Raw genomic sequence first — 25,943 nt, forward strand, 5'->3', positions numbered from 1 at the left:
ATCTGCATCTGGAGTTTATTAAAAACAAAGAATTTATGACGGATAAAAGATGATAATCTGTTAAGGAGATTTTAATTTAATAAACCAATTGATAATTTCCTCTCCCATTTTCTCATTTAAATTCTTTCCATCTGTTTTGAAAATTGAAATTTTTGCTAAACCACATGTATGTTTTGAATCGTCTCCTTCAAATTTTTTAAATCCTTTAAAATTTGATTTATTTGAAGGATAAAGTAACATTGCCTTTGTGGATTCCCAATAATCATTGTAGACATACATTTGACGTAAATCATGAGTAGATGGTTTACTATAGTCTATGTTTTTCCACTTGGTATCAATTATAAATTTTTCATTGCCTTTTTTAATAACAATATCCGGACGAATTGTAATCCCATTCCAAAGAACTTTTGAATCCTGACTAAGAATGGTTAGATCATTAGAGGCTTGTTTCAGCCGAATTAGGATATATTCCTCCCAAAGAGAATTCATATCAAATAATAATGCGAGCATACGTTCAGATCCGCTGGAAACACTTGGAGCATAATTCAAAATAATTAACCTTGCTATTGCTAAAGCATTTTCATATGGAGCAGTTTTTCTAGATTTGGGAATTTTAGCAAAAGTAGATTCATTGGCTTTTATGGTTTTTACTTCCGGAAAATCCAATTGCACTGTTTTGCATTTGCTGTATAAATAATTTCCTTTAGAACATTCTTCTACAATAGATAATGCTTGTGAAAGTATTTGATGAAGCAAATGATCCTTATCATACACTTGGTGTGTGGTGTAAAATCGTTCTTTGTGAACAAGATTTTTGCTAATATGTCCCGAAAATTCCAGTTTTCCTTTTAAGGCTTTTACATTATTGGTTTCCTTATAATATTGTTTAATTAAACCTTGGTGAATTAGTAATTGAACTTCATTTAAAAACCACTCGAAGTAAATATCAAGCAGATGAATGTTTTGTTTATTTACGTTTGCTTCGCCTACTTTCTGTATCTTAAGTTTCTTAGTTACTCGAAGCATTTCAATTAAAACATTTTGCCAAACGTTTTCGTCTTCATTGTTATTGTCAATTTTGGGTAAAATTTCAATTGTAAGGCCATCAACTTGAATAACTCCAACAAATTGCTTTAATTTTAACCCTTTGTGAATTACAGTAAAGTATTTATTATCGTGTAATTCATTTAATTTAACTAGCGCGCTAAAATGTTTTTCCTTAAAAGACACGTTTTTATAAACCCTTCCATAATGGAGGGTATTGTGTTCAAAAACTTGTATTCTGGGAGTTCTATTATTCATTTTTATTTAAAAGTAACTCTATCGCTTCTTCAATATCTTCAATATCATTAATTAATTCAAACTGTTTTGCTATTTCAGGTTGACCCAAACCTTCAACAAAAGCAAATTGAACATTTTTATTCTCTTTTACCTTAACAAAACCTTGACCTAAAATCAGTGCTATTTTTTCGTAATCGTGATAAAAGTACTCTTGTAGCAACGGAATAATACAATTTTGAAAAACCGCAGTTAATTCTTCAGTATCGTTACTGTTGACTTTCAAAAAATAAGAATGACCGATGGTATGATCTCGATCAAGTAATATTTCAATCCTTTGATTAATAGTTCCTAAAACTTCATCTAAAGTAAATCCATCAAATGAAATTTCTTCCAATAATTCAGGTTCCGGCATTACTTCTTCAAATGAAAAACGACGTCTTAGTGCAGTATCTAAAGCTTCAATACTTCTGTCTGCCGTATTCATTGTTCCAATTATATAAACATTGGAGGGAACTCCAAATTTTTCTTTACTGTATGGTAAAGTTACTTCTATAGCTTCTTCTTTTCCTAAACGTTTGTCTTCTTCAATCAATGTAATTAGTTCTCCAAAAATTTGAGAAACATTACCACGATTAATTTCATCAATGATTAATATATATGGTTTCACTTCTTTTTTACTAATTTCCTCTTTACTCAATAAATCAAATTGTTCTTTAACCTCTTCGAAAGATAACTCATCATAATCATAATGAAGCATTTCAATCACTCCTTTGTTTGCTGTAACAAACTCATAGAATTTTTTATAGACTGCAAAAAGTTCGCAATGGATATGACCTATGAGCGGATGCAGTTCTGTTTTAAGATTTTTAATTTTAGAAGGGTCAATTTCTTCTAATAATACCTTTTTTAATTTCTCTTTACTAACTGTAAAAACATTAGCACCTTCAGCTTCTTTTTTGTTATTACTCCAAACATATTTTACTTGGATTGAAGTTTTACTTGCCTCAACAAGCATAATTTCAACACCTGTTTTTGTCGTAAATGTTCCCTCTTTTTTTCCTTCCAAAGGTTTTATACTTTCTACAAAATCATTATAAAGCGTATCAAAACTATTTGTTTCTACATTTACATCTTCCTTTCTAATGTATTCGACCAATGCTTTTTTTACCAAAGATTTAAAAACACCATCTTCTACAGCATAAGTAACATTTTCATTTTTTGTATGTGGTTTTATTCCTTCTATGAAATCTTCATAAGACATACTTTGATGAAAAGTAGTAAAAACGATTTGTTCCTTTTTAATAAAACTTTCAAATCTATCTTTTAATTCCTTTCGACTCTTAAAATCTAAATCTTCATGGTTTTCAGGATCAAGTATAAATAATGCTTCATTAATCGTACTATAAGTCTTTCCTGTTCCTGGTGGCCCATATAAAATTTGATTTAACTTCATATTCAGATTCTTATTTTTGGTTGCATTATCTTCTTGAATTTCATTATTTTCAAAATACTGATTCAAGAATTTGATATAATTTTTGTTTCCTAAAATTGCTCTTGGTCGGTCATTGCTTTTATCTTTACTATATTTTGAAAAACTAGCAGATTTATTATAGATATTAGCTTTAATGACTTCTATTTGCCTTTTATAGTTTTTAATTTCTATAACAAATAACTCAGTATTGAAATCATTTTTATAAACCTCTTCATATTGATTTATTTCTGAGTTTAAGCGATCTAAATTTGAACTAAATTGTTGAGAGAAATAATTAGTGGTTTTGCCATCGTTTTCTACAAACCATTTAACAAATTTTTCCTTTACATTTATTTTGTCCAATTGAGTTTTTATTTTACGAATTGTATCTCCCAAGTTTTCTTCAAGATAAAGAAGTGCAGTTTCAATTTTGTTTAAAAGATCTGGATCATCATAAGAGAATTTGTCTTTATAGCTAATGCTTACACCTGGCCGATGTTTATCATTCAGATAAGTATTAGTTGGTAAAATATCTTTTAGCTTATCAAAGTAGTTTTTTTTGAGTTTATCTTCAAAATGAATTTCGACTGATATTTTTTTTATATTATTTTCAATATTATCAGCTCTTTCTATTATTTCATAATGACAATTATAATCACCAATTATATTTGCTGAATCAGAAATCCATACCCATTTAGCTTTGGGTTTATGTTCACTGATTGTAAAATCTCGAGTTATTGAAGTACTATTTTTTAGTTGATTCTTTAAAGGAATTATAAGGCTAATAAAATTCGTAATAGAAGGTAATTTATTTTTTGACTTGGTTATTATCGTGAATCCTTCGTTTTCTAATAATTGGAAAGCTGGTGTATCGAGACCTCCTGCAAAATTATTAGGATCAAGTTCTGTTCCGGTTGCAAAACGATTGGCTATACTAATTACTAGTTTTGGAGGATAAAACTTATTCTCATATATTAAATCATATGTGCTTGATTGCCTGCTCGCCGGAATGCCATTTTCATCAATTTCTTTAATTGCCGATAGTATATGTTGCTTTGTAATTTCGTTCATAAGCAAATTAAAATTTTTAAGAGAGTTACAAAAGGGATATAATATAATTTACTTTTCTATAGCTCTTATATGTGGCATTATCTAAGTCTCATCATAATCTTTATGAATATTTTTTCAATCTCCTATTGAAAAGTACTTAGAAATAGAGTCTCATAAATTACTTCAAATATTTGATGCGTATTAAATGTTTTATTCTTGAATTAGTTGAAAAGTATCGATTTGAAGCAATACATCTCTCATTAATTTCCCTTGTGGTTTCATTAGAATTAATTTTGATTCAATAGGAATATTTTGCAATAACGCATCTCTATAATCAAATCCAAATTCTGGACTATTGATATAATTTTGGTAATTTACATATAATTGAATGAATTTATTAACTTCATCAAGGTGTATTTGTTGATACCGTTCCTGTAATTTAAAATCTCTACTATTAAAATCATCCAATCCTGAAATGTTTTCTAAAATAATATTTTCTGTAGAGGCATTAAGGAAAAAATCTTGATCAATATTAAATTTATAGATCTCATTAAATGATTTAACATAAGGATGTGAATGTGTATTTAATAAAAATACCTTGTCTCCTTTTTCGGAAGCATTACAAGAATGACATGACGGGACAAGGTTATAAAAAGAAATTGCAAAAAATGGATTTTGTGATTTAGAAAAAAAATGATCTAAATCCAAATAAGCTCTTAAAGTTACGTCCTCATCTGCTCCACTTATATCAATGATGTTAATACGTGTATCATTGCAGTAGGGGCATGTAATATTTTCGTAGCCTGTCTTAAGCATTAATGCTCTGCAAAAAGGTGATTTGCGAAAATTATCGTAATTAAACAAATCTTCTAATAGAACCTTTCCGAATGAGGTTTGCCTATATCCTCCGTTATAAGAATAATAAAAATCATCTGCGTTTAAAATAGCTAAAATTTCCTCTCGAAGATTATTTAACTCTTCTGGCCTTGATATGATAATGCTTTTTAGTTTAGCACATTCATTTTCATTTAAATACGTAAAAAAATCTTTTTGGTTGCCTAAAGTAACCTGGTTATTGTTAGCTACATTAATTAAATAATCATACTCATCAGTTCTTTCAATTAGCTTCTCTAACTTTTTTATTAAAGAGTTTTCGCGATATTCGCCATCTACTTTCGTCTTGTTTAATTCATTCCACATTTCTAAAGCTAATGAGTCTAAATATTCATCTGAATCAGGACGGTCTAAATGTTGTTGAATTTTAATCATAATTTAGCCTTTTTTTAAGATGATGTCTGATAATATCGTCTCCAATTAATTCGATATAATGTGATAGTTCTTCAGAAGTCAATTCTTCATTAGCTGATATATTTTTAATTAAATAATTAATTTTTTTTGAAGCAAACAAACTTAGTCTTTGATTTCCTAAAAAGAAAGGTTCTTCATAAAGCTTATAAATATTCCCAGCAAAAGTTTCATGTTCAAGTTCATTTCCATTCAAGACAGGGTATTCTTGTTGGTCTTTAAATATATTAATCGATTGTTTGGGTAAATCTGAAAGAAGAAAAGGAGAGTGGGAAGTCAATATAATTTGTATTTTGCCACCAAAAATTTGAGGTAAAAAAGTCAATAATCTGTCTAGAAATTCTGTTTGCCATCTTGGATGTAAGTATAAGTCGCCTTCATCTATACAGAGTAATAAATTACTTTTTTTACTTCCTATTAATTCGTTAGAAAGAGAAGCAAAAATATTTATATATGCTTTATGACCAGAACTTATACCTAACCAACTTATTTCAAACATTCTACTGTTTTCAACAAATATTGCTAATTTTTCTACTAATCTTGAATTTTGCGGATTAAAATCAAATATGAAAGTCTCTGAGAATCTTGCGCCTCTACCTTCATTATCATTATCAATTTCAATCTCTTGTATTAAGTTTTTAATATCTATAAGAGTTCTTAGGTGTTCTTTAAAAACAAAAGTATCTGCTTTTTCATCACTATAATTCTGTTTCACTCTAAATTCAATTTTTTCTGCGATATATTCCATCCATAATAGCATATCATGAATCATTTCATCAGTTGTTGAATTTTTGTAGAAATCAGTTATTCTCCCAAATTCTTCTATGTATTTGTCTTTTTCGTTTTTTTCTAACCTATTTAATTGTTTTAAAGTTTCTTGATATAATGAATAGACAAGTATGTAGTAAAGTTTATTATTAACTTTTATATCATTAATTCTTGATCTAAAAGTGTTTATAAAACCTCTGTAATCTTCATAATAATTACCAAATAATTGTTTTTCTGAAAAAGTATTTCTTGCGGCAGACCAAAGATTACTCTTTATCTGTATTTTATTAGGAGATTTTATATTTAGGACTGTAAATAATTCGCTATTTATAAAATTCATTTGAATTTTAAATTCAGAATCTACTTTCTCAATCATTGAAAAAAGTCGACTTTTTGTCAAAGAATTTTTATTCTTAGATAGATCTATAATTTTTTTATCAAAATTATAATCTCTTCCATCTGAAACATTGGAAGTAAATATAATTTTTAAAGGGTCAATATCTTTTTCATATTGGACAAAATTTAAATCAAAATTTACTGAAGGATTAAATAAGATTGTCGGTTTATAATAGCAGTAATAATTTTCTTTTTCTTTTGTAATGATAAAAAAATGATTTTTCAATGAAGATTTCCCTCCTTTAAGTATCTTACATACTAACTCTAAAGCATTACTTTTTCCAGTGCCATTTTCACCTATAAACCCAGTTACATCAACTATCCTCTTTCCAAAAAAATCTACAGGAAGTGGCTTTAAATCATTTTTAAATAGTAGATGATTAATTGAATCGTACTCAAATTTTTCTGAAGTAGAAAAATTAAAGCCTTGATTTTTAAAGTTTCTAAACTTCTCAACCCATATATAGCATATTTTCATGCTTATCTCTTTTTATATTTAACTTTCCCCTCAGCGACAATCTCTAGAGCTTCCTCAGCCTCTTCAATCGTAACCTGCCCATTCATCAACATTGGCAACAACCAATCCCGGAGCGAAGCAAGTTGTTGATTCTCTAATTCTAAGCAATTCTGTTTTTTAAAAATTGTGTTAACCTTTTTATAGAATGACAATAATACTTCTTCCTTTGGTAAAATAGTTTTAATAGTCTTTAAAACTGAAGAGGAAACTTCTTTAAAGGTTGATCCCGATGAATTTGCTTCAATGACTGAGATCAAATTTTGAATTGTATAATAAATATATTCCGAAAAAAAAGTTTCTTTTGGTACAAAGGATTTAAAGCCTTGGTTTGTAGTTACATTTGTCCTGGCAATTGCTAGATATCCAATCGGCGCCCTTGAACTTAATAGTACAGTTCCCGCAGGCATAATTTTTAGTGAAGTTTCTTTTAATCCACGTTGGGTAACATTATATTCTCCTCGTGAAATAAATTTTTTTCCTTTGTTTACTGATAAATCTTTTGGAGTTATCCAAGGAGTACCTTCACTTAAACTAAAATTTTCATTAATAGCTTTTGAGGGTGTACTTCCGCCGATAATTTCTCCAATATTATTTAATGTTCCTTTTTTCCAGCCCTCAGGAATCTCTCTTTTCAACTCAGCATTATAAACCATTTTACCTCCAGAAGATTTATATGGATTACCATTTACATCAGGAAAATCAAACTGCACAAACCAATAATCATAAAGTGTTTTTGCCATTGCTTCAAGCTCAGCATTGATTTTGTTGTTTAGTTCGATTTTGGTATCGAGATCGGATAGGATTTTGGCGATTTTATTTTGGATAGTTAATGATGGTAAACTTAATGGTATATTGTCCATTAATTTTGTATTCAGTGAAGGCATTGTCGCACCGACTGAAATGTTTAACATCATTTTTTTAAATTCATCTTGTCGAAAGTAAAAGTTTAAATACCTGCCATTTGCATTTTCATTAGTCCTAACTCTAATACATCTCCCTGAAAACATCCATCCATCTTCTTCTTTGGTCACATATGTACAACGATCAACTGACCCAACACGACTAAATACAATATCTCCTTCTCTTAACATATATTTTGACAATCGTTCCCTATCTTTATCACTTACTAATGGTAAATTTTGATGTGTAAATCGTTCTATACCTAAATGTTCAACAGTAACCATTGGTGTACCTTCGCTAGCATAATCACTTTGATGTAATTGACTTCCAAATGGGCCTGTTTGGGAATATGCTACATCTTTAAGAAGTACTAATTGATATTTATTCATATTTCAACCTTTTCAAATTAGACTGAATTTCCATTTCTAAAGTTTTACTTTCGTTGAAAAGTGCTTCCAAATTTGCCGAAAAATCTTGTATTTTGACTTCAAATTCAGCAACCGTAATATCGGTATATTCAATTTTTACTTCGAAATATTGTCCTGCGCTTAAAGAGTAATTTTTCCTTTTGATTTCGTCATAAGAAACCACAACGGAAAAATCATCAATAGCTGTCTTGGTATTAAAAGTGTCAATAATTTTATCTTCTTCTATATGACTTAAAACTGTTTTTTGGTTTTTGCCTTCTTTTACTGTTGTACCCAAATTAGAAGCATCTATTAAAACGACATCACTTTTGTTTTGTTTGTCTAAAAATAAGATTGAAACATTGGTTCCTGTAGTAGCAAAAATGTTAGATGGCATACTCACAACACCTGCCAGCATTTTGCTTTCAACCATGCGTTCTCTAATCTTTTTATCAATACCGCTTTGTGCAGTGATAAATCCTGTTGGTACTACAATAGCAGCTTTTCCGTTGGGTTTTAGAGAGTACATAACGTGTTGTAAAAACATTAGGTAAATCGCCATGCTTTCTTTTTTTGTCTTTGGTATATTTGGAATTCCTGCAAAAAAGCGTTCGTGGTTTTCTTTTGTATCCAAATCAGCACTAAAATCAGAGAAATCAAGCTTAAAAGGAGGATTCGAAACGATGTAATCAAATTGCTGTATCCTTCCGTTCTCTTTGTGAAAAGGCTCTAAAATGGTATTTCCTTTGACAATATTATGTATCGAGTGTACCAAATTGTTAAGGATTAAATTTAGGCGTAATAAGTTTGATGACTTTTGCGAAATGTCCTGAGAGTAAATGGTGCATTTGTCTTCACCAATCTCATGTGCTAAATTCATCAAAAGTGTTCCTGATCCTGCACTTGGGTCATAGCAGGTAGCATTGCTTACTTCACCATTTACCAGACAGCGCGCCATTATTTTAGCTACCGCGTGAGGTGTAAAATATTCAGCATATTTTCCACCACTGTTACTGTTGTAATCAGAGATTAAGTATTCGAAAATAGTGGCGTAAAAATCGAATTTTTCATGAAATATATTTTCAAAACTAAAATGAACCAACTTGTTGATAATAGCTCTACAGAAATCATCTCTTTTGTCGGTAACATATTTGCTGATGTTTTCGAATAAAACAATTTTTTCACCACCTTCAGTAATTACGGAGAAGATCTCGCTGTTGTTTTTTGCAATATCCAAAAGTGTATTGTCTAAAATATCTGCAAATTTAGGCTCATTTTGTCTGTCAAATAAAGACGAAATCAATTGGTCAGGATGAATCGTTGCAGTGCTTTCGCTCATTTGCATGGTTAGCATCTCGCGATCGTCTTCGGATAAATTGCGTAATGCTTTTTCCCAATCTTCTGCTGCTGCAATATTCGGGTCTAATTGTTTTACCTCGTGAACAAATTTATCATTCAGGAATTTATATAAAAAGACTTGGGTGATAATCTTAAACTCATTTCCATCATTTCCCAAACCATAATTGGCACAAACGCTTTTTAAATCGTCTATCAGGCTTTTGGTTTGTTTTTCAAACTGTGCAGTGGTTGTCATTCTATTATTTTAATTTTTATGAGGCCGTACGACCATAATATTCATTCATATATTCCTTCACAATAATTCCGTTAATGCGTTTTGCAGTAGCAGTATCTAATTGGAATTTGTTTTTATTTTTAAATTGATCTATGACTAATCGCATCATCATTTTATCTACAAAACTTTCATTTTCCAGCATTTTACAATTTTGTAAAATCTGCAAATCTACTTCTTTTTTTAATCCTTGTAAAGCTTCAAATAATTTACTTTCGCTATCAGTTAAAGGATCTTTTTCCATCAGACGTTTGTGCATACGGGCGTATTTTTCGTCATTATCATATTTAGCTCGTAACAAGATATTTTTACGTTCCAGTTCTTTGGCTTTGGTATAAATTTGTTCCAATGCTTTTATGTTGGCTTCCATTTCTTCTTTAGATACTTCGCTTAAGTTTTTCTTTTTGAACAAGCGTTCCAATTCTTCTTTCAAAGAAATAAATACAGGATCCTTTTGATCAAAATTACCTCCTAATGTTTCTCTGGTTTTTTGTAACGTTGTTTTAAGCTGATCCGCTAAGACCATTTCTTCTTCCTTAATTTTTACAAATGCAAACAGTACATCCTCAAGTGCAATATTTAATAAATTGGAAGTATCGATATTATTTTCTAACGCTTCCTTGGTATTTATTAATGCTAAGTGATTATTTGCTTCACGCGATAAAATGGTTAGTTTATGAAAGTCCAATTGCTCTAACATTTCATAATTTCCGGACAAACGTATTAAATTGTATAGACTTTTTGCATTGTTTAATGCTTTAGTTATTTGCAACATTAAACTTCTATCCTGTATCTGCGTAATTTGTTGCGAAAAAATCTCTGAATTTTTAATGTCAAAAGGAAATAAAACTTCTTTTATTACTTGAATCTCTGAGTCTATTTCTTCTTTGGATTTGAATAAATTAGAATAATGCTCCATTTCATCACCCAACTCCGATTGCAATTCATTAAAGTAATCTTGATTTGTTTTTTCAAATTCCTTCTGGATATCTGCAAAATCTACTACATATCCATATTTAAAATCCTTATAAGTACGATTTACACGGGTCAGGGTTTGTAATAAATTATGAGATTTTATAACTCTGCCAATGTAAAGTTTTTTCAGTCGTGGTGCATCAAAACCTGTTAACAGCATATTATAAACAAAAAGCAAATCTATATTTCCGTCTTTGAATTGTTCTACTTGATCTTTACGGTCGCTTTTAGTGCCAATATCGTGTAAAATAACTGCAGCCGAAACAACCTTGCTTTCCTGCTTTTTTTTATTCCCGTAGCTTGCCCGTGGTTCGGCTACCATAAGCAATCCTTCATCAGTAAAATTATCTACAGCATATTTGGATTGAAAAATTTCAAAAAGCATTTTAGCTTGTTCAGCAGAATCACACACAACCATTCCGCCTACAGAATTATCATTCATGGTAATTCTGGCTTTCTCAAAATCTTGTACTATAAAATCTAGCATTGGTTCTGCAAACCTAGCGTCTGCGTAAACTAATTTTTTATCTGAATTACCTTTAAGAATACTAATTGATTCTAAAGCAGCTTTTAATGTTAATTGATATTTAGTTTCTATTTCTTCTCGAATCAGTCGTAAAGTATAACCGTCTGATATCGAAGAATTATAGTAATATTTGTGAATATAGCCACCAAAGAGTGATTTAGAATTGTAATCGGTACCCAGCAAAGGCGTTCCTGTTAATCCAATTTTTATTGCGTTCGAATCCGATTCATTCAAATTCGCTAAAAAGCTTCCTTTTGGGTTGTAGCTACGATGAACTTCATCCAGGAAATATACTCGTTGAATATTTAAGTTATAATCAGTATTACGCAACACATCAGGATCGTCTTGAAATTTTTGGATGTTTACAACCGTTATTTCTGCTTTACCAGAATTATTATGAATAACACTCGTAGCTTTGATATCTTTGGAGAATGACTCTCGACTATTAATTTCATGAACGGTTAAACCACGGCTTTTAAATTCTTTTGCTGACTGAATTAACAAATCTATCCTATCTACTATAAAATAAAATTTAGGTACAATCTTCTTTTTACGGTAATAGTCAGTAAGATATTTTACATTGTAATAGGCGAGGGCAGTTTTTCCGCTGCCTTGTGTATGCCAAATAATTCCTTTTTTTACGCCTTCATCTAACTTAGTTTCTATTGCTTTGGTGGCAAACAACTGAGGATATCGCATAATGTGTTTTTGCAATCCACGGGTGTCTTTTACATAAGCGATTCCGTATTGTAAAATAAATTTCAGGCGTTCTTTTTGAAGTAAGGAGGTACAAATTCTATTGGTTGGTGTATTTGGATTTTTATTGATGATAAATTCCGGTGAATGTTTAATACCAATAAGATTGTTGTCCTTTAATACCAATGTTTCAGTAACTTCATCAGTACTTAGTAAAATTTGATTTAAATCGAATTCATCTTCCTCTCTAAAAAAATTTAAACTCGGTTTTTGATAAGAAGACGTTGCATAAAATGCACCTTGTAGCATCAATGTTGATTCTTTATCATATTCCATGTTATTTGAAAAAAGCATCAATTGCGTTAGGTTTACGAAATGACGAAATTTTTTATTCTTGAAGCGACTTTCTATTCTGTTGTGCTCGGCTTGAATTCCATCAAGGTTGTTAGGTTTTTTTACTTCAATAAAAACCAAAGGGATTCCATTAATCAATAATGTTATGTCTGGTCTAAATTCTTCATCGTCTTTTTTATATGTCAGTTCAGTAACAACATGAAAAGAATTGTTTTCGAAGTTCTCAAAATCAATAAATCGAACATTCGATTGATCTGTTATTTTTTCATAAAATACTTTTCCTAAATCTTCATTTTCCAAAGTAATTACTAGTTCAGAATATAAACGGGAAGCTTCAGTCTCATTTAATTTAGGATTTAACTTTAAAATATTTTCTCTGAAAATATCAGTAAAAATATTTGTGCTTTCATCCCAAATAGCATTACCTAATGGTAGGTATTTGTAACCTAAGCGTATCACATGTAATAACGTAGGAATTTTAACTCTTGAATCTTCGTTGAAAACCATTTATTATATTGTCATTTGGTAAAGAAATGCTAAAATATATATAAATTACTTACCTTTCTGAATCTTTTAGTTTTAATTATCTCTTTATATAAACTTAGGTTCTTATGTATTAAATAATAGACATTATGACATATATAGTATTTTCAAATAGCTATTAAAGACCTTTTAAACTTTTATTAGAATGATGGGGTAATTTTAAGCAAAGAAATTTCTATAAAGGTGGTATGAAAGTCAATTTTTAAGTTTAAAATATATTGTATAAAATATTTTGCTTCGATAGATCATAAATTTTTGAACTTTCCATTTTTAGAGGTAAGTACTAATGGAAAAATATATTCCTAATAACACACAAATCAGATATTCAATAGGAAAGTTCAATTAATAAAAGTGATAAAATGGATTTATAAACAATGTAGGACGATGTAAAAGTTTTAATCTTATATCATCGTTATAAGCTGATATAGTTGGAAGCTATTCAAACTTTGTTGTCGTCTGGCGGAAGTATGAATATTTATGAAAATATTAAAAATGCTTATAATAGAAAAACCCTGAAAACATTTATATTTTCAGGGTTTACCACATTTTTTCAGGCTTTTTTAAACTTTAAATGTCTGTTTCACTTTTCAGTTTCAGCGGAGGAAGAGGGATTCGAACCCCCGGACCTGTTACAGTCAACAGTTTTCAAGACTGCCGCATTCGACCGCTCTGCCATTCCTCCAATATAGCGCAATCATTTTCTCATTGCGGGTGCAAAGATAATATGTTTTTTCGATTGCGAAAACTTTTTTGAAACTATTTGTAAAGAAATTTATAGTATATAAAAAAAAAAGAAACCCTTAATAAAATTAAGGGTTTCAAGTTCAGCGGAGAAAGAGGGATTCGAACAAAACCGTCACATCCCTCTTTTATACTGCATTTGTAATATTTTTTTCGTACTGCGCCACGATTCTGCCACGGGAATTTTCACCATTTTTATAAATATTGAAAATTCTATAATGGTTTAAATCCGCTTAAATTTACGTTATAATTCATTAATTAATTCAGACACAAAAGTACTTTTTTTATGATAAGAAATGACAATAGAAGTGCAATTACTATTGCGCTTTTGCCTTACGTTAAGATAATTTGACTTGTCATCAAGCATTCTCATAAATAGATAAATAATTCGTATGCCTTAATATTTTATGATTGAGGAAGCTTTAACATTGTCTTAGTTCTTGTTTTAATGCAATTAGGCCTAGATTCAATAGCTAAATTTAATGTTTATTTCGCCTAAATTTTTATTTTAATCCCAGCATTTACAACAAAACCATCTAATGGGGCATAAATATCTTTGAAAACTGGATTTGAAATAGGACCAGTATAAATACTGCCAAATTTCGTTTGTCTGGTATCGGTAAAGTTTTCGAAATTGGCATAAAGAGAAAAGTCCTCCCATAGTTTTTCCACCATAAAACCAAAAATCCAATATTCCCTTCCGGTTGTTCCATCATTTAATTTTTGAGGACTGTAATAATACGCCTCTAATCCAGCTTTCCATTTATCCTCTACTTCATACATCAAAACATTATTCAAACGATGCTTGGCTGTTAAGGGATTTTCAGATTTAATGCCATTATTATCTATTGATGCATCGGTGTAGGTATAACCTAAAAATAGTTTAAAATCCTTATATCCTAATTTTACATTGGTTTCAGCTCCCTTGGTATTTAAATAGCCATCAATATTAACAAATTGATAAATATTATTAGGAAGAGAAGCTAATATCAGCGGATTGTCTACATTAGTGTAAAAGAACAACTGATTGAGTGATAAAGATATATCTTCACTAATACGAGTCTTGTAATTAACATCAAAATTTGCACCGTAGCTTTTTTCAAGCTTATTAAAATCACTATTGATAGGCAATACATTTTGATATTGAATACGCTCACTTTCTTCTGTAAATATGGTAGGTGTTTTATACCCCAATCCACCGCCAAGTCTTGAAGTAAGCTTAGGAGTTATTTTAAATAGAGCAGAGATTCTTGGCAAAAGTGAAAACCCGTAATCAATAACATAATCTCCTCTCAGACCTGTCTCAATATCCAGCCATTCTTTTGCCTTTAGGGTATTTTGAACAAAAGCCCCGTAGGTAATCTGATTATAATCTCTTAGAGGAAAGGCAGTAGCACTATTTTCTGTAAATTTATCGGTGTATAGGTTAGCTCCTGTAACCCATTCGGATATTTCGCCATTGTGAGAATACGTAATTTCAGAAAAAGTACTGTTCTGAAGCCCATCAAAAGTATAATTCGGAATAGTTATCACACGGCTAAAATTATTGAAACTATTTTTGAATGTTAAAGATTCCTTTTCATTGAATTTATGGGTAAGGGTAAATTGAGTACTGATTCTCTGTGTTTTATTTTTTTCAAAATAACTATCAGGGTACTTGCTTTCGTCTTTAATATAATCAATGTTTCCACCAATACGATTTTCGAAAACTGTATTTATACCAAAATTAAGTTTTGTCTTTTCATTAAAATAAACAAATAATTTGGGATTAAAATTAAAACGTTCAAATTTTGGAATAGCCGTAAGCTGAATATCGGCGGGATCATAGGGTGCATTTCGATCATGTGACGCAAAAACTGTCAATCCAATTTTATTGAATCGTTGTGAATAAAATCCATTAATGTCCAATCCAAGGGCGGAAGTTCCATTTAATAAAAATCGCAATTCTCTTTCTTGTGTAGGAGTTTTAGAAACTAAATTCACCAAACCTGCAATTGCTCCTCCGCCATATAGGGTAGAGGCAGATCCTTTAATGATCTCTACTTGTTTTAAATCCAGTGGTGGTGTCTGTAGTAATCCCAATCCGCTGGAAGCTCCTGAATAAACGGGGAAACCATCTTTTAATATTTGAGTATATCTACCGTCTAATCCCTGAATTCTGATAGAAGAATTTCCAGATGTTGCCGATGTTTGCTGGGTTTGTATACCAGTACTTTCATTAAGCATCATTCGAATATCGCCTGGTTTCATATTGGCTTTTTCTTCGAGCTCTTCTCCGGCAATAAATTCTACGCGGGTAGGAATGTTACTTATCGTTCGTGTACCTCTGGTGGAAGTAACAACAATTTCATCCATCTTTTCTGCTTCACTTTCTAATAAAATTTCTAAAAATTCCCCAGTAAAAGGTATTGTAAAGGTTGTTATGTTCGATTTATAGCCTTCCATAGAAAAAGAAACATTATAAACTCCCTGTTGAAGATTTTCGAAAGTGATAAGTCCTTCTGTATTTGATACAGCTGATAAATTTGTCTGCTCAATTTTAGCAGTTATACCGTTAATTGGCACATTTGTTTGGGCATCTTTAATAAGAACTCTAATTTTATTCTGTGCTTGTGCTGTGCCAATAGTTGTTATTGCCACAATCAATAAAATATATTTAAACATTTATAATTTCTTAGTATTAATACATAAATATGCTCATGATCTTGCAATCATGAACGTAAAACTATTTTAAATAATAAGAAATTTAGGAGGCTGCCAAATTTTACAAAAAAAGGAGGAATCAACAAACTTATCGTAGGAGATAGGCTGTAAAATCTGGTTTGTTGTAAAATCTAATTTTTCTGAAATTAATATTGTAGTTTGTGTAATTGTAAAGCCAAGACAGCTTCCACAAGCATAAAAGGGTGAACATTTTCCATTACAATCATTTCCACAGTCATGCGAATCATTTTTGCAATTTTTCTCAACATTACATTCTGAATGTTTAGAATATGCACTGCAAGGCACTGTTGAAAGAAACAGTACAATGATTGATAATAATGTTACCCAAATTTTCACATTGCGAATTTAGAGATAAAATATACGTTATCGAAATTTTCTTTGAATTATTAAAAATAGATTTTCGATAGATTGGTAAAAACCGTGAGAGATTGAAGCTTCATATGTTATTTAGGTTTCTAAGTTTTATTTTCTACTTGTCAAATTGTTCCAAAAAATACTTGTTTTTGAAAAACATAAAAAGAAGTGAAGAAGTCCAACTAGAACGGAACCTGGTAAAAGATTAATTAAGATAGTATGCAATAGCTCATAGTTTTGATTTTCAATAGTGGGTAAGATTATTATTTGGCTATTATCCAATTGTAGTTTAATAGACAAGAAAACAGCTATCGAGGCAAAGTGAAATCCATTAACAAAAAGATGTAACATATATTCCCAAGGAGGAAGTCCGCCCATAAATTCCCTACTGTCTTTCTCTGTATAAGCATCAAGTGCTAAAACTAGAAGATCAAGTGCTACAATTACTAAACCAATTATAAAACTAAGAGAACAGCTCTGTGACAGGAATAAGAAATATAAAATTGCAGGAAAGAAGATTGCTCTTATTGTATGGATATAATGTTCTGTTTTACTTTCTGGATGATTGTGCAATTTGTATTTGAAAATATGAAGATAAAATCCATCATACAGTGCGAGAATAGAAAAAAGAATAAGTAAAACTGAGGTGATAATAATAGCTGTTTCCATTTGTTTTTGAATTTGTTATAAAGCAAAAATAATGGAAGGCTAAAATGTATTAAAGGACAAATGTCCTCGAAATTATTTTGTGATTTCTTTTCGAATCCGGCTGAGTGTTCTGCGGGTTATACCAAGATAGCTGGCGATATCATTTATGGAAGCTTTGTTTAGAATCGATGGCTCCTCTTTTAATAAACGCAGGTATTTTTCTTTAGCTGTCTCATTGCAAAGAACACTCGCATACTGTTCCATTACCATGTATTGTCTCTCAGCAATTATCCTCCCGATATTCTGCCAAACTGAACTTTTTTGATAAAGATTTTGTAAATCACGGTAATCAATAACCAAAAGCTCAGTATCTTCGATAGCCTGAATAGATAGCTCCGAAGGCTGTTGGGAAACAAAACTTTTATAAGATGTTGTTAAGTTGTTTTGGGTACAGAAGCAAGAAGTTACTTCCTCAGATTTTTCATTAAGATAATAAGTTCGGAGTGTTCCTTTTTTTATAAAAGCCACTTCATGACATATTTTGCCCTGCACTGCAAAATAATTGTTTTTAGGTAAACTACGGCCTTTAAAATATTGGCTGTAATTTTCAAATTCGCCATCGCTGACAGGAGTAAGACTATTCAAAAATAATTTAAAATTTTCCATGAATGATTTTATTGCGGCATTTTTTAATATGCTTTTCGAAGCATAAGTGCGTAAACGTTTGGTAGCGGACTTTCTTCAATAGCTATCGCAGTTTTTTCAACATCATAGTCGACTCTTATGAATTCTACCTGTACACCTTCTTTTTTTGAGAGATTACTGCTTTTATCAATAGTTAGTACTGCATAACAGCATTTAGGATTTCCGTCCTTTGGTTTTCCTACTGATCCTGCATTAATAGCATGGAAATAACTGCCTTTTTTATTCGGGTTTTCTAAAACTCTATGATAAGGTTTGTGTGAATGGCCACAAATAATAATGTCAGCGTTGGAGTCAAGAAAAATAGCAGTAAATTCTTTTTCCTTTTTATCCTGAAGCAAATATTCCTTATTGCTGTAAGGACTGCCGTGTACCATTAATATCTTGATTAGTTTATCGGCTGTCTGAAATTCCAGTTTAATATGGGCGGGAAGAGCAGAAAGATATTTAATCTGCTCTTTGCCCACTATTTGATATGCATAACTTTCGGAGTCATTAGAACCCTCATTACGTATTTCTACAGCTTTAACATCATGATTTCCTGCCAGAGTCGGAATATGTCTTTTACGAATTTCATTTATCACGGCGTTAGGACATAAATTATAACCTACCAAATCTCCCAGGCAGTAAACAGCATCAATATTCTGGTGTTCGATACTTTTTAAGGTTTGTTCCAGCGCTGGAAAATTGGCATGTATATCGGATATTATTGCAATTCTCATCTTTTAGAAATTAGTATTGGAAACTATACTGTTTTTAAATAATACTTCTTTCTGAACCAAAATGCAACATTAACCAGTGCAATAAGCGCCGGTACTTCTACCAATGGTCCTATAACTCCTGCAAATGCCTGACCGCTGTTTATTCCAAATACACCAATTGCAACTGCAATTGCAAGTTCGAAATTGTTTCCTGTGGCGGTAAAGGCTATTGCAGTTGCTTTCGAATAGTCAGCACCAAAATATTTTCCAACAAAAAAGCTGATGATAAACATGATGGTAAAGTATATTACCAATGGAACTGCTATACGAACAACATCCATAGGAATCTGGACAATAAGCTCCCCTTTAAGGCTGAACATCACTATGATGGTAAAAAGCAACGATATAAGTGTAATAGGAGAAATAAATGGTACGTATTTAGTTTCAAACCACTCTGAACCTTTCAGGGCAATAAGAGCATAACGGCTTATGATTCCAAGAGCAAAAGGAATTCCTAAATATATCCCCACGCTTTCGGCGATCTGGCCAATACTGATGTTAACTTCAAATCCATTATAGCCAAAGTAGGGAGGAAGAACAGTTATGAAGATATAAGCATATACACTATAAAGCAGAACCTGAAAAATGCTATTAAGTGCGATTAGGCCTGCAGCATATTCCCTGTTTCCATCTGCCAAATCATTCCAAACCACAACCATTGCAATACATCGAGCCAGACCTATCAGAATGACACCGATCATATATTCAGGATAGCCATTTAAAAAAAGCAAGGCTAGTAAAAACATTAAAATTGGTCCAACAACCCAATTTAAAAATAAAGAAGCTCCCAGGATTTTTGTGTTTCTAAAAACTTGTCCCATTTGCTCATATTTCACTTTGGCAAGTGGTGGGTACATCATAAGAATAAGTCCAATAGCCAAAGGAATATTAGTTGTCCCGCTTGAGAATGAATTTATAAAATTACCACTGGACGGAATGAAATATCCTATTGCTACGCCAAGAGCCATAGCCAGGAAAATCCAGAGGGTTAAAAATCTATCCAGGAAACCTAATTTTTTGCGTCCTGCGGCAGGCGCACAGTTATTTACTGACATTTTTATTGTTTGATTTGTGAGAATACATAAAACATTTCAGTCCCAATCTGAAGGCTTCGCTCCAGATATACTTCTTTTTGCTGTGCTGTGCCGTCTGAAACTTTTGGATCTTCAAAAGTAATCGGTATACGCTTTTCGGCACCTGCAATAAAAGGACAGCCTCCATCAGCCTGTGAACAGGTCATTATAGCAACAAATTCACTCTCGGGATTAAAATCATCATCATAGGTTTTAGAAAAACCGATAAGGGGTAGTTCATTTGCTGAAAATTTTATAGAGTAAACCGGGTTTTGACCTTCAGAAATAGTTTTAATATTAAATCCATTGCGTTGCAGGGTTTCTGCAACCATTGGGAATAGGGCAGTAGCTTCTGTACCTCCTGAATAGCAGGAAACATTCTGTACATTATAATGTGTAGCAGCAGTCTGTGCCCAGACCTGAGACAAGTGACTTCTTCTGGAATTATGTGTGCAGATCAGATTAAGTCTAATCGGCAGTTTGTTGTCGACTTTATTTTGAATATAGTCCACTAATGGCTGCAAAATAGTTTTACGCTCTTCTGAAATCTGATTAAAATCAAATGAGTTTATGGTGTTTTTTATTTCAGTAAATAACATAGTTTTTGTCTGGTATTTATAATAGATGTTTAATTTTCATTAAAAATTAACAACAGCCTGATCCAGGTGCGCATGAACTTGCACTATCAACATTTAATTGAGTTAATTTTACTTTTGATTTGTCGGACGGGATTCCACATTGTTCCTGAGCCAAACATGCAGTCTGTTTATTTAATAGAATAAAGTTTTTGCCATTAAAATCAAGATCATATTTACCGATTGTGGTATCCTGATATTCAACTTCAATTTCATGGTCTTCAATGCCTAAAACCTTTTCTGAAAGTTCAATTATATGAATCAATTTTTGTGGTTTAAGTCTGTGTTCATAATCATTAGCATCCCAAAGCTGAAAGTTTACAACAGTTTCTTTTCTTACTGTTCCGCCACAATCAATAAAGTTTTTAGTAATTAGACCAACTTCTGTTACATGAAAATATTCCGGAACAAAATTTCCGTTTGGCAATTCAAAATTTACAGCGTCAACTGTTTTTAATACTTCTTTAATTTCTGAAAGTTTCATAATTTATGTGTTTTAAAAATTTATAATATTTTTTGCAGCAGTGGTAATAACTAGGATTAAGCATTTACTTCTGCTATTATATTTTCAATTAAATATTTAATTGATCAATTTGCTTCTTCTTTCCAGAAGGACGTTATCTCTCCAGATTCCATTTTGCTTACCGATCTTTTCGCGAATGCCTAAGATCCTGAATCCGGCTTTTTCATGAATACGCAGACTTGCTGTGTTTTCAGGAAATATACCAGCCTGAAGCGTCCATATGCCTTCAGCTTCACTTAAATGAACAAGCTCGTTTAAAAGTATAAGACCAATTCCTTTGCCTGACTGTTCAGGATCAACATATACGCTCACTTCAGCTACGCCTGCATATACACATCGTGAAGAGACTGGTGTTAGTGCTGCCCAGCCTAGAAGCTGCCCATCTTTTTCTGCAACAACTCTGCAGGAGGCCAGATGTGATGCATTCCAATCTTCCCATGAAGGACTACTGGTCTGAAAAGTAGCATTACCAGTATTTATACCTTTTTCATAGATTAATCTAACCTTCTCCCAGTCACTAGCTAATAAATTTCTAATTTTCATAGCAATTAATTTAACAGCACTCGTTTCTCTTTTTTTCAAGATGAGTGGTGATATGTTCGAAAAATCCTTTTATTTTTTCTAGTCCGGGTTCATTAATACAGTAACAAATAGAGTTACCGTCAATGCTTCCTTTTATTAAACCGGCATTTTTAAGTTCCTTAAGATGCTGTGATACTGTAGGCTGTGAAAGAGGTAGTTCATTTACTATATCTCCGCAGATACAAGTGTCTACTTTTAATAAGTATTCCATAATAGCTATTCGAGCAGGATGGCCTAAAGCTTTAGCCAAAACTGCAAGTTCGTTTTGACTGTCTGTAAAATAATCTGTTTTTGTAGCTCCCATTGTGTTATGTTTATATTGCAATATTACGATATTGTTTTTATAAAAAAAAATAAATCAGGTTTTTTATGGAAAGGTTGTTTTTTGAAGAGAAATTATCTTCAAAAATATTATTAAATCAAAGGTGGTTTATTCATGAGCCGAACATTAATTAAAGTTTTAACACACAAACTTTAATTGTATTTTCGTTTTTGGAGAGCTGCAGATTCGAACATTATCGTCGAATCACCTGCCAATAATAGCTATCTATTTTTAAAATACTGATGAGCTACGATTGCAGCACAAATTTCAAATTGTCAATTTTAAACAGTTAACTTACTGTTTACTGTGTTATTGTTCTTTTTGATTTGAATTACAAAAGCACAAATTTTTATGATAAACTAGAAATAGAAGACACTTTTACTTTATCAAATTCTCTGCATCATCTAATCTTTGTGCAACATTATCCCAGTTTATTATATGGAATAATGCATCAACAAAATCGGTGCGTTTGTTTTTGTATTTCAGGTAATAAGCATGTTCCCAGACATCAATGACCAAGATTGGAATTGCACCCCATTGTGTCAGCTTTTCATGGTTTTCACATTGCAAAACTACCAGACTGTCGCTGTAGGGCTGATAGGCCAAAATTCCCCATCCGTTTCCATCCACATTCTTTGATGTAGCAGCAATCAGTACTTTTAATCTATCAAAATTTCCAAAACTTTTTTCGATACGTTTTAAAAGATTGCCCGTTGGCAGGTTACTTCTATTGGTCAGATTGGTCCAAAAAATGGAATGCAGTATATGAGATGAAAAATGATACGATAATTTTTTTGTCCAGAAATCAACCGTTTCCAAATTATTGTCATCCAGTGATTTTTTTATCATTTGGAGATCTTTATTAGCTCCTTTAACAGCCCCGCCATGATGGAAGGTATAATGCAGGTGAAGTGTTTCCGCATCCATATAAGGTTCAAGAAAATTCTCATTGTAGGGAAGTGTCTGCTGAATATAATTACCGTTAGCATCTACCAATTTATCAATGGAATTATCGGCTAAATTTTTCGAAAAAGCATCAGTTGTAGGCAGTATCAATGCTGCTCCGAGCAGGCTGCCTGTTTTTAAAAAGTCTTTTCTGTTCATAGTATTACTGATTTTATGATGATACCTAAAATAGCTGCTATAAGAATAATATAAGGTTCCTGAATTTTCTTTATATAAAGTAAAGCAAAAACACTCAAAATAGCTATAAGTGTGGTTGGAATGTCGATTATGCTCCTTTTTGCAATTACAATAACAGATCCAACCAAAGCGCCCACTACCGCAGCAGTGATACCTTCGACAAACGCTTTTACGGGTTTATTTTGTGCAATTTTTTTAAAAGACGGAGCCATTGCAATTGTAAAGAGATAACAAGGCAAAAATGTTGCCAGTGCTGCTACTAATGCGCCCATAATTCCATTAACCAAATAACCGATGAATCCTACAGTGATCACAACAGGACCTGGTGTAATCATGGCTACAGCTACCGAATCCAGAAATTGCTGTTCTGTGAGCCACTGATTTTCTATCACTACACCCGAATGCAGGAAAGGGACAATGGCTAATCCACTTCCAAAGACAAAGGTGCCGGCTTTGGCAAAGAAAATGGCAATTTTGGTAAGCGTTGTACTCTGGTAATCCCAAAAAGCAATCTTTATTATAACTATTGAATTTACTGTTTTTGCGTTCCACCATTTAGGAGGCGCTTTTAGGATCATATACAAAAGACCGGTCGCAATAAACAATAATACCTGTTCCTGTTCAGTCCAATACGTAACAATTACAGCCAGTATAAAAAACAGCCATAAGATCCATTTTGATTTGAAAGATTCCAGATTAAATTTACCGATGGATTTTAAGGTTAATTTATAGGAACTCAGGGCTATAATTCCGATAACCGCAGCACCCACACCGTAAAAGACGGCTTGTATCCAAGATAAGCCTCCGTATAATTTGTAGATCATTCCCAGTAAAACTACCATCACAAAAGATGGCAATACAAAGGCAAATCCAACGAGAGTGGCACCAAGAATCCGGTAATGTACAAATCCAAGATATATTCCGAGCTGTGCGGCTAGGGGACCCGGAGCCAATTGAGCCAGTGCCAGTCCTTCTTTATATTCTTCTTCTGAAATCCAGTTTCTGTTCTCTACCAGATCTTTATGCATATATCCCACTAAGGCAACCGGGCCTCCAAAGCCAATGGTTCCTAATTTTAAAAAGTAAAGTACTAATGCCCTTAAACTATATTTTTGATTTTCTTCCATGATGCGTTTTTTTAGAAGGCAATTCCAAATTGAAAGCCAACGGTGAATGTTGCGGGATGGTCATTTCCAAAACGAACAGGGAGGGGCACAGCCACGAAATAGCTGCTGTTTTTGTTTTTTATTACTGTTTTATTGAGAACGGGTGTAAAGCCATATCTGCCTCCGCTTTCAAAAGCCATCCTGCCAGCAAAAGTGTAACCATTTCCCAAAGCGACCAGAACACCGGGATGAAACACGATATTGGTTACTTTATCGCTGGCACCCTGAACCCTGATATTGGGTACTATTTCAAAAGAAAAACCTATTTTGGAGCTTTTCCAGATGTTTATGCCGGTTGGAAAACCAACGGCATAATAATCCCTAAAATTTAAATTGGTCTGCTCGCTTGAAGTTGTAATTATAGGGTGATAAATTCCAAAATAGCCTGTAATTTTTGGATACGTTTCCTGGGAAAAAGAAGTTATGCTTATAAACAGCATTATAAACAGCAAGGTCGGTTTCATTGTATTGGTATAGTTTTGTTTCACAGAACAAAACTATATGTACAAGACATATAGAAATAGAAGGTTATTTACTTTTTGTATCTGGATTACTTTTTTGCGTTTTTTTTCGGTACGAAGACGGATTTTTTCCGGTATGAAGCTTGAAAATCCTTGTAAAATGGCTTTGGTCTGAAAAGCCAGTCATGTACGCAATTTCGGTTAAGCTGTAAGTAGAATTTTCAATTAGATTGATTGCTTTTTCGATCCGTAATTTCCTGACGTATTCCCCAAAATTCATATCTTCAAAGTATTTGGAGAATTCTCTGGACAAGTAGGAGGGATTAAGTTCCAGATCAGTTGAAATCTGCTTTAAGTCAAAAGTAAACTGGGTGTCGATCTGGTCCTGAATCATTTCCTTTAAGTCCTTTACCCATGAAGGTGTTTTTTTACTTTCAGATTTTTTATCATTTAAAAATTTGTTGTACACCTGGTGCAGTAAGTTTTCAAAAGGACTGTTTTGAAGATGGTTCTGTTTGTAGAGATGTGCTGCCCAGCTGTAGAGCGCATCGTAAAGCATCATGCCGCTTTGCAGCAGCTCATAATCATCAGTGATATTATAGGAAAGTCCGGCCGAAATTGCCCAAAGACCGGCAGATTCCTTTGCAATATCATGTCTGTCTGTGTCTGCACCACGGACAATCCCTGCTATAATGAGTATAGGAGGATCATCAATTTTATATTTTTTAATTATGTAGTCAAATGTGCAATGCTCATTATAGTGCGTAAATTCCACATCAGGAATGTCAAAAGGAATTGCATTCAGTTCTTTGGCTTTCACTAGTACCTCACTGTAAGGAACGTAAATAAATTCAGCCTCCTTGTCAACAAATTTCTTTATCAGCCAGGGGCAGGCAATACGATCTATTTTAGGTCTTTCTCTTGTGATCCATTTCATAATACAATGTTCAGTTTTCTAAAATAATATAATTCAAAACTTAGGCTAATTTATATTTTTTATTCCTCAATATTATTATGTTTTTTGGGAGAGTAGTATCCAAGACCTTACTTTTAAGGAACCTGCGATAAATTGTAGTTATTTCTCAAAAAAAGATTGATGTAAATGCACTTAAGGAAATGTCTAAAAGTTTCGAACCTAAACTCGTCAACGCTTGATTTTACTGAATTTCTAGTTTTTTAAAATAGAATGTGCCACGATTCTGCCACAAAACTTAGACGGGTGAATTATCTTTAAAAACCACCTTATCTGTTTGTGGCAAATTTGAAGGTAATTCCAGTATAATTTAATA

The 25,943-nt window shown here is 32.1% G+C and carries 20 protein-coding genes and 1 tRNA gene; all 21 read right to left on the minus strand.

Annotated features, from left to right (window positions below; translation table 11 throughout):
- Positions 1-60: 60 nt before the first annotated feature.
- Positions 61-1,302, minus strand: a complete 1,242-nt coding sequence (locus C4F50_RS00425; RefSeq protein ID WP_193844471.1) for an McrC family protein — start codon at positions 1,300-1,302, stop codon at positions 61-63.
- A complete protein-coding gene (locus tag C4F50_RS25810) occupies positions 1,295-3,823 on the minus strand; it encodes an McrB family protein (RefSeq protein WP_284438364.1) in 2,529 nt (842 codons plus the stop codon). The genes C4F50_RS00425 and C4F50_RS25810 overlap by 8 nt, the downstream gene beginning before the upstream one ends.
- Positions 3,824-4,012: 189 nt before the next feature.
- The gene (locus C4F50_RS00435) at positions 4,013-5,071 is read right to left on the minus strand and encodes an HNH endonuclease family protein (protein ID WP_193844472.1); all 1,059 of its coding nucleotides are present in this window, start codon (positions 5,069-5,071) and stop codon (positions 4,013-4,015) included.
- The gene (locus C4F50_RS00440; protein WP_193844473.1) at positions 5,064-6,749 is read right to left on the minus strand and encodes an AAA family ATPase; all 1,686 of its coding nucleotides are present in this window, start codon (positions 6,747-6,749) and stop codon (positions 5,064-5,066) included. Before C4F50_RS00440 ends, C4F50_RS00435 begins: the two co-directional genes overlap by 8 nt.
- Before the next feature lie 2 nt (positions 6,750-6,751).
- The gene (locus C4F50_RS00445; protein ID WP_193844474.1) at positions 6,752-8,077 is read right to left on the minus strand and encodes a restriction endonuclease subunit S; all 1,326 of its coding nucleotides are present in this window, start codon (positions 8,075-8,077) and stop codon (positions 6,752-6,754) included.
- The gene (locus C4F50_RS00450; protein WP_193844475.1) at positions 8,070-9,689 is read right to left on the minus strand and encodes an HsdM family class I SAM-dependent methyltransferase; all 1,620 of its coding nucleotides are present in this window, start codon (positions 9,687-9,689) and stop codon (positions 8,070-8,072) included. Before C4F50_RS00450 ends, C4F50_RS00445 begins: the two co-directional genes overlap by 8 nt.
- A gap of 16 nt (positions 9,690-9,705) precedes the next feature.
- Positions 9,706-12,783, minus strand: a complete 3,078-nt coding sequence (locus C4F50_RS00455; RefSeq protein WP_193844476.1) for a type I restriction endonuclease subunit R — start codon at positions 12,781-12,783, stop codon at positions 9,706-9,708.
- Between the two features lie 633 nt (positions 12,784-13,416).
- A tRNA-Ser gene (locus C4F50_RS00460) sits at positions 13,417-13,501 on the minus strand.
- Positions 13,502-14,055: 554 nt separating this feature from the next.
- Positions 14,056-16,224: a TonB-dependent receptor gene (locus C4F50_RS00465; protein ID WP_193844477.1), complete on the minus strand. Its 2,169-nt coding sequence runs from the start codon at positions 16,222-16,224 to the stop codon at positions 14,056-14,058.
- Positions 16,225-16,746: 522 nt separating this feature from the next.
- Complete coding sequence (locus C4F50_RS00470; RefSeq protein WP_193844478.1) at positions 16,747-17,307, minus strand: hypothetical protein; 561 nt, start codon at positions 17,305-17,307, stop codon at positions 16,747-16,749.
- Positions 17,308-17,379: 72 nt separating this feature from the next.
- A complete protein-coding gene (locus C4F50_RS00475) occupies positions 17,380-17,952 on the minus strand; it encodes a Crp/Fnr family transcriptional regulator (protein WP_193844479.1) in 573 nt (190 codons plus the stop codon).
- Positions 17,953-17,975: 23 nt separating this feature from the next.
- Positions 17,976-18,710, minus strand: a complete 735-nt coding sequence (locus C4F50_RS00480) for a metallophosphoesterase family protein (RefSeq protein ID WP_193844480.1) — start codon at positions 18,708-18,710, stop codon at positions 17,976-17,978.
- Positions 18,711-18,733: 23 nt separating this feature from the next.
- The gene (arsB, locus tag C4F50_RS00485) at positions 18,734-19,804 is read right to left on the minus strand and encodes an ACR3 family arsenite efflux transporter (RefSeq protein ID WP_193844481.1); all 1,071 of its coding nucleotides are present in this window, start codon (positions 19,802-19,804) and stop codon (positions 18,734-18,736) included.
- Between the two features lie 2 nt (positions 19,805-19,806).
- Positions 19,807-20,421 carry an arsenate-mycothiol transferase ArsC gene (locus tag C4F50_RS00490; protein WP_193844482.1) on the minus strand — a complete coding sequence of 205 codons (615 nt, stop codon included), beginning with the start codon at positions 20,419-20,421 and terminating at the stop codon, positions 19,807-19,809.
- Positions 20,422-20,467: 46 nt separating this feature from the next.
- Positions 20,468-20,941 carry a DUF6428 family protein gene (locus C4F50_RS00495; protein WP_193844483.1) on the minus strand — a complete coding sequence of 158 codons (474 nt, stop codon included), beginning with the start codon at positions 20,939-20,941 and terminating at the stop codon, positions 20,468-20,470.
- A gap of 96 nt (positions 20,942-21,037) precedes the next feature.
- Complete coding sequence (locus tag C4F50_RS00500) at positions 21,038-21,523, minus strand: GNAT family N-acetyltransferase (RefSeq protein ID WP_193844484.1); 486 nt, start codon at positions 21,521-21,523, stop codon at positions 21,038-21,040.
- Between the two features lie 10 nt (positions 21,524-21,533).
- Positions 21,534-21,866, minus strand: coding sequence for an ArsR/SmtB family transcription factor (locus C4F50_RS00505; protein WP_072973580.1), 333 nt, complete (start codon positions 21,864-21,866; stop codon positions 21,534-21,536).
- Positions 21,867-22,262: 396 nt separating this feature from the next.
- Positions 22,263-22,988, minus strand: coding sequence for a superoxide dismutase (locus C4F50_RS00510; protein ID WP_193844485.1), 726 nt, complete (start codon positions 22,986-22,988; stop codon positions 22,263-22,265).
- Positions 22,985-24,154, minus strand: coding sequence for a chromate transporter (locus C4F50_RS00515; RefSeq protein WP_193844486.1), 1,170 nt, complete (start codon positions 24,152-24,154; stop codon positions 22,985-22,987). The genes C4F50_RS00510 and C4F50_RS00515 overlap by 4 nt, the downstream gene beginning before the upstream one ends.
- A gap of 11 nt (positions 24,155-24,165) precedes the next feature.
- On the minus strand, positions 24,166-24,681 hold the full coding sequence (locus C4F50_RS00520; protein WP_348536967.1) for a hypothetical protein: 516 nt from the start codon (positions 24,679-24,681) through the stop codon (positions 24,166-24,168).
- 40 nt (positions 24,682-24,721) lie between these two features.
- On the minus strand, positions 24,722-25,591 hold the full coding sequence (locus C4F50_RS00525) for a chromate resistance protein ChrB domain-containing protein (RefSeq protein ID WP_193844487.1): 870 nt from the start codon (positions 25,589-25,591) through the stop codon (positions 24,722-24,724).
- Positions 25,592-25,943 lie beyond the last annotated feature (352 nt).

Origin of the sequence: Flavobacterium hungaricum (assembly GCF_015182285.1) — a bacterium.
GTDB classification, from domain to species: Bacteria; Bacteroidota; Bacteroidia; order Flavobacteriales; family Flavobacteriaceae; genus Flavobacterium; species Flavobacterium hungaricum.

What these genes read in the sequence shown, in the direction of transcription:
- C4F50_RS00425 (WP_193844471.1), bottom strand. Translation starts at nt 1,302, where the DNA reads ATGAATAATAGAACTCCCAGAATACAAGTTTTTGAACACAATACCCTC.
- C4F50_RS25810 (WP_284438364.1), bottom strand. Translation starts at nt 3,823, where the DNA reads ATGAACGAAATTACAAAGCAACATATACTATCGGCAATTAAAGAAATT.
- C4F50_RS00435 (WP_193844472.1), bottom strand. Translation starts at nt 5,071, where the DNA reads ATGATTAAAATTCAACAACATTTAGACCGTCCTGATTCAGATGAATAT.
- C4F50_RS00440 (WP_193844473.1), bottom strand. Translation starts at nt 6,749, where the DNA reads ATGAAAATATGCTATATATGGGTTGAGAAGTTTAGAAACTTTAAAAAT.
- C4F50_RS00445 (WP_193844474.1), bottom strand. Translation starts at nt 8,077, where the DNA reads ATGAATAAATATCAATTAGTACTTCTTAAAGATGTAGCATATTCCCAA.
- C4F50_RS00450 (WP_193844475.1), bottom strand. Translation starts at nt 9,689, where the DNA reads ATGACAACCACTGCACAGTTTGAAAAACAAACCAAAAGCCTGATAGAC.
- C4F50_RS00455 (WP_193844476.1), bottom strand. Translation starts at nt 12,783, where the DNA reads ATGGTTTTCAACGAAGATTCAAGAGTTAAAATTCCTACGTTATTACAT.
- C4F50_RS00465 (WP_193844477.1), bottom strand. Translation starts at nt 16,224, where the DNA reads ATGTTTAAATATATTTTATTGATTGTGGCAATAACAACTATTGGCACA.
- C4F50_RS00470 (WP_193844478.1), bottom strand. Translation starts at nt 17,307, where the DNA reads ATGGAAACAGCTATTATTATCACCTCAGTTTTACTTATTCTTTTTTCT.
- C4F50_RS00475 (WP_193844479.1), bottom strand. Translation starts at nt 17,952, where the DNA reads ATGGAAAATTTTAAATTATTTTTGAATAGTCTTACTCCTGTCAGCGAT.
- C4F50_RS00480 (WP_193844480.1), bottom strand. Translation starts at nt 18,710, where the DNA reads ATGAGAATTGCAATAATATCCGATATACATGCCAATTTTCCAGCGCTG.
- arsB (WP_193844481.1), bottom strand. Translation starts at nt 19,804, where the DNA reads ATGTCAGTAAATAACTGTGCGCCTGCCGCAGGACGCAAAAAATTAGGT.
- C4F50_RS00490 (WP_193844482.1), bottom strand. Translation starts at nt 20,421, where the DNA reads ATGTTATTTACTGAAATAAAAAACACCATAAACTCATTTGATTTTAAT.
- C4F50_RS00495 (WP_193844483.1), bottom strand. Translation starts at nt 20,941, where the DNA reads ATGAAACTTTCAGAAATTAAAGAAGTATTAAAAACAGTTGACGCTGTA.
- C4F50_RS00500 (WP_193844484.1), bottom strand. Translation starts at nt 21,523, where the DNA reads ATGAAAATTAGAAATTTATTAGCTAGTGACTGGGAGAAGGTTAGATTA.
- C4F50_RS00505 (WP_072973580.1), bottom strand. Translation starts at nt 21,866, where the DNA reads ATGGGAGCTACAAAAACAGATTATTTTACAGACAGTCAAAACGAACTT.
- C4F50_RS00510 (WP_193844485.1), bottom strand. Translation starts at nt 22,988, where the DNA reads ATGAACAGAAAAGACTTTTTAAAAACAGGCAGCCTGCTCGGAGCAGCA.
- C4F50_RS00515 (WP_193844486.1), bottom strand. Translation starts at nt 24,154, where the DNA reads ATGGAAGAAAATCAAAAATATAGTTTAAGGGCATTAGTACTTTACTTT.
- C4F50_RS00525 (WP_193844487.1), bottom strand. Translation starts at nt 25,591, where the DNA reads ATGAAATGGATCACAAGAGAAAGACCTAAAATAGATCGTATTGCCTGC.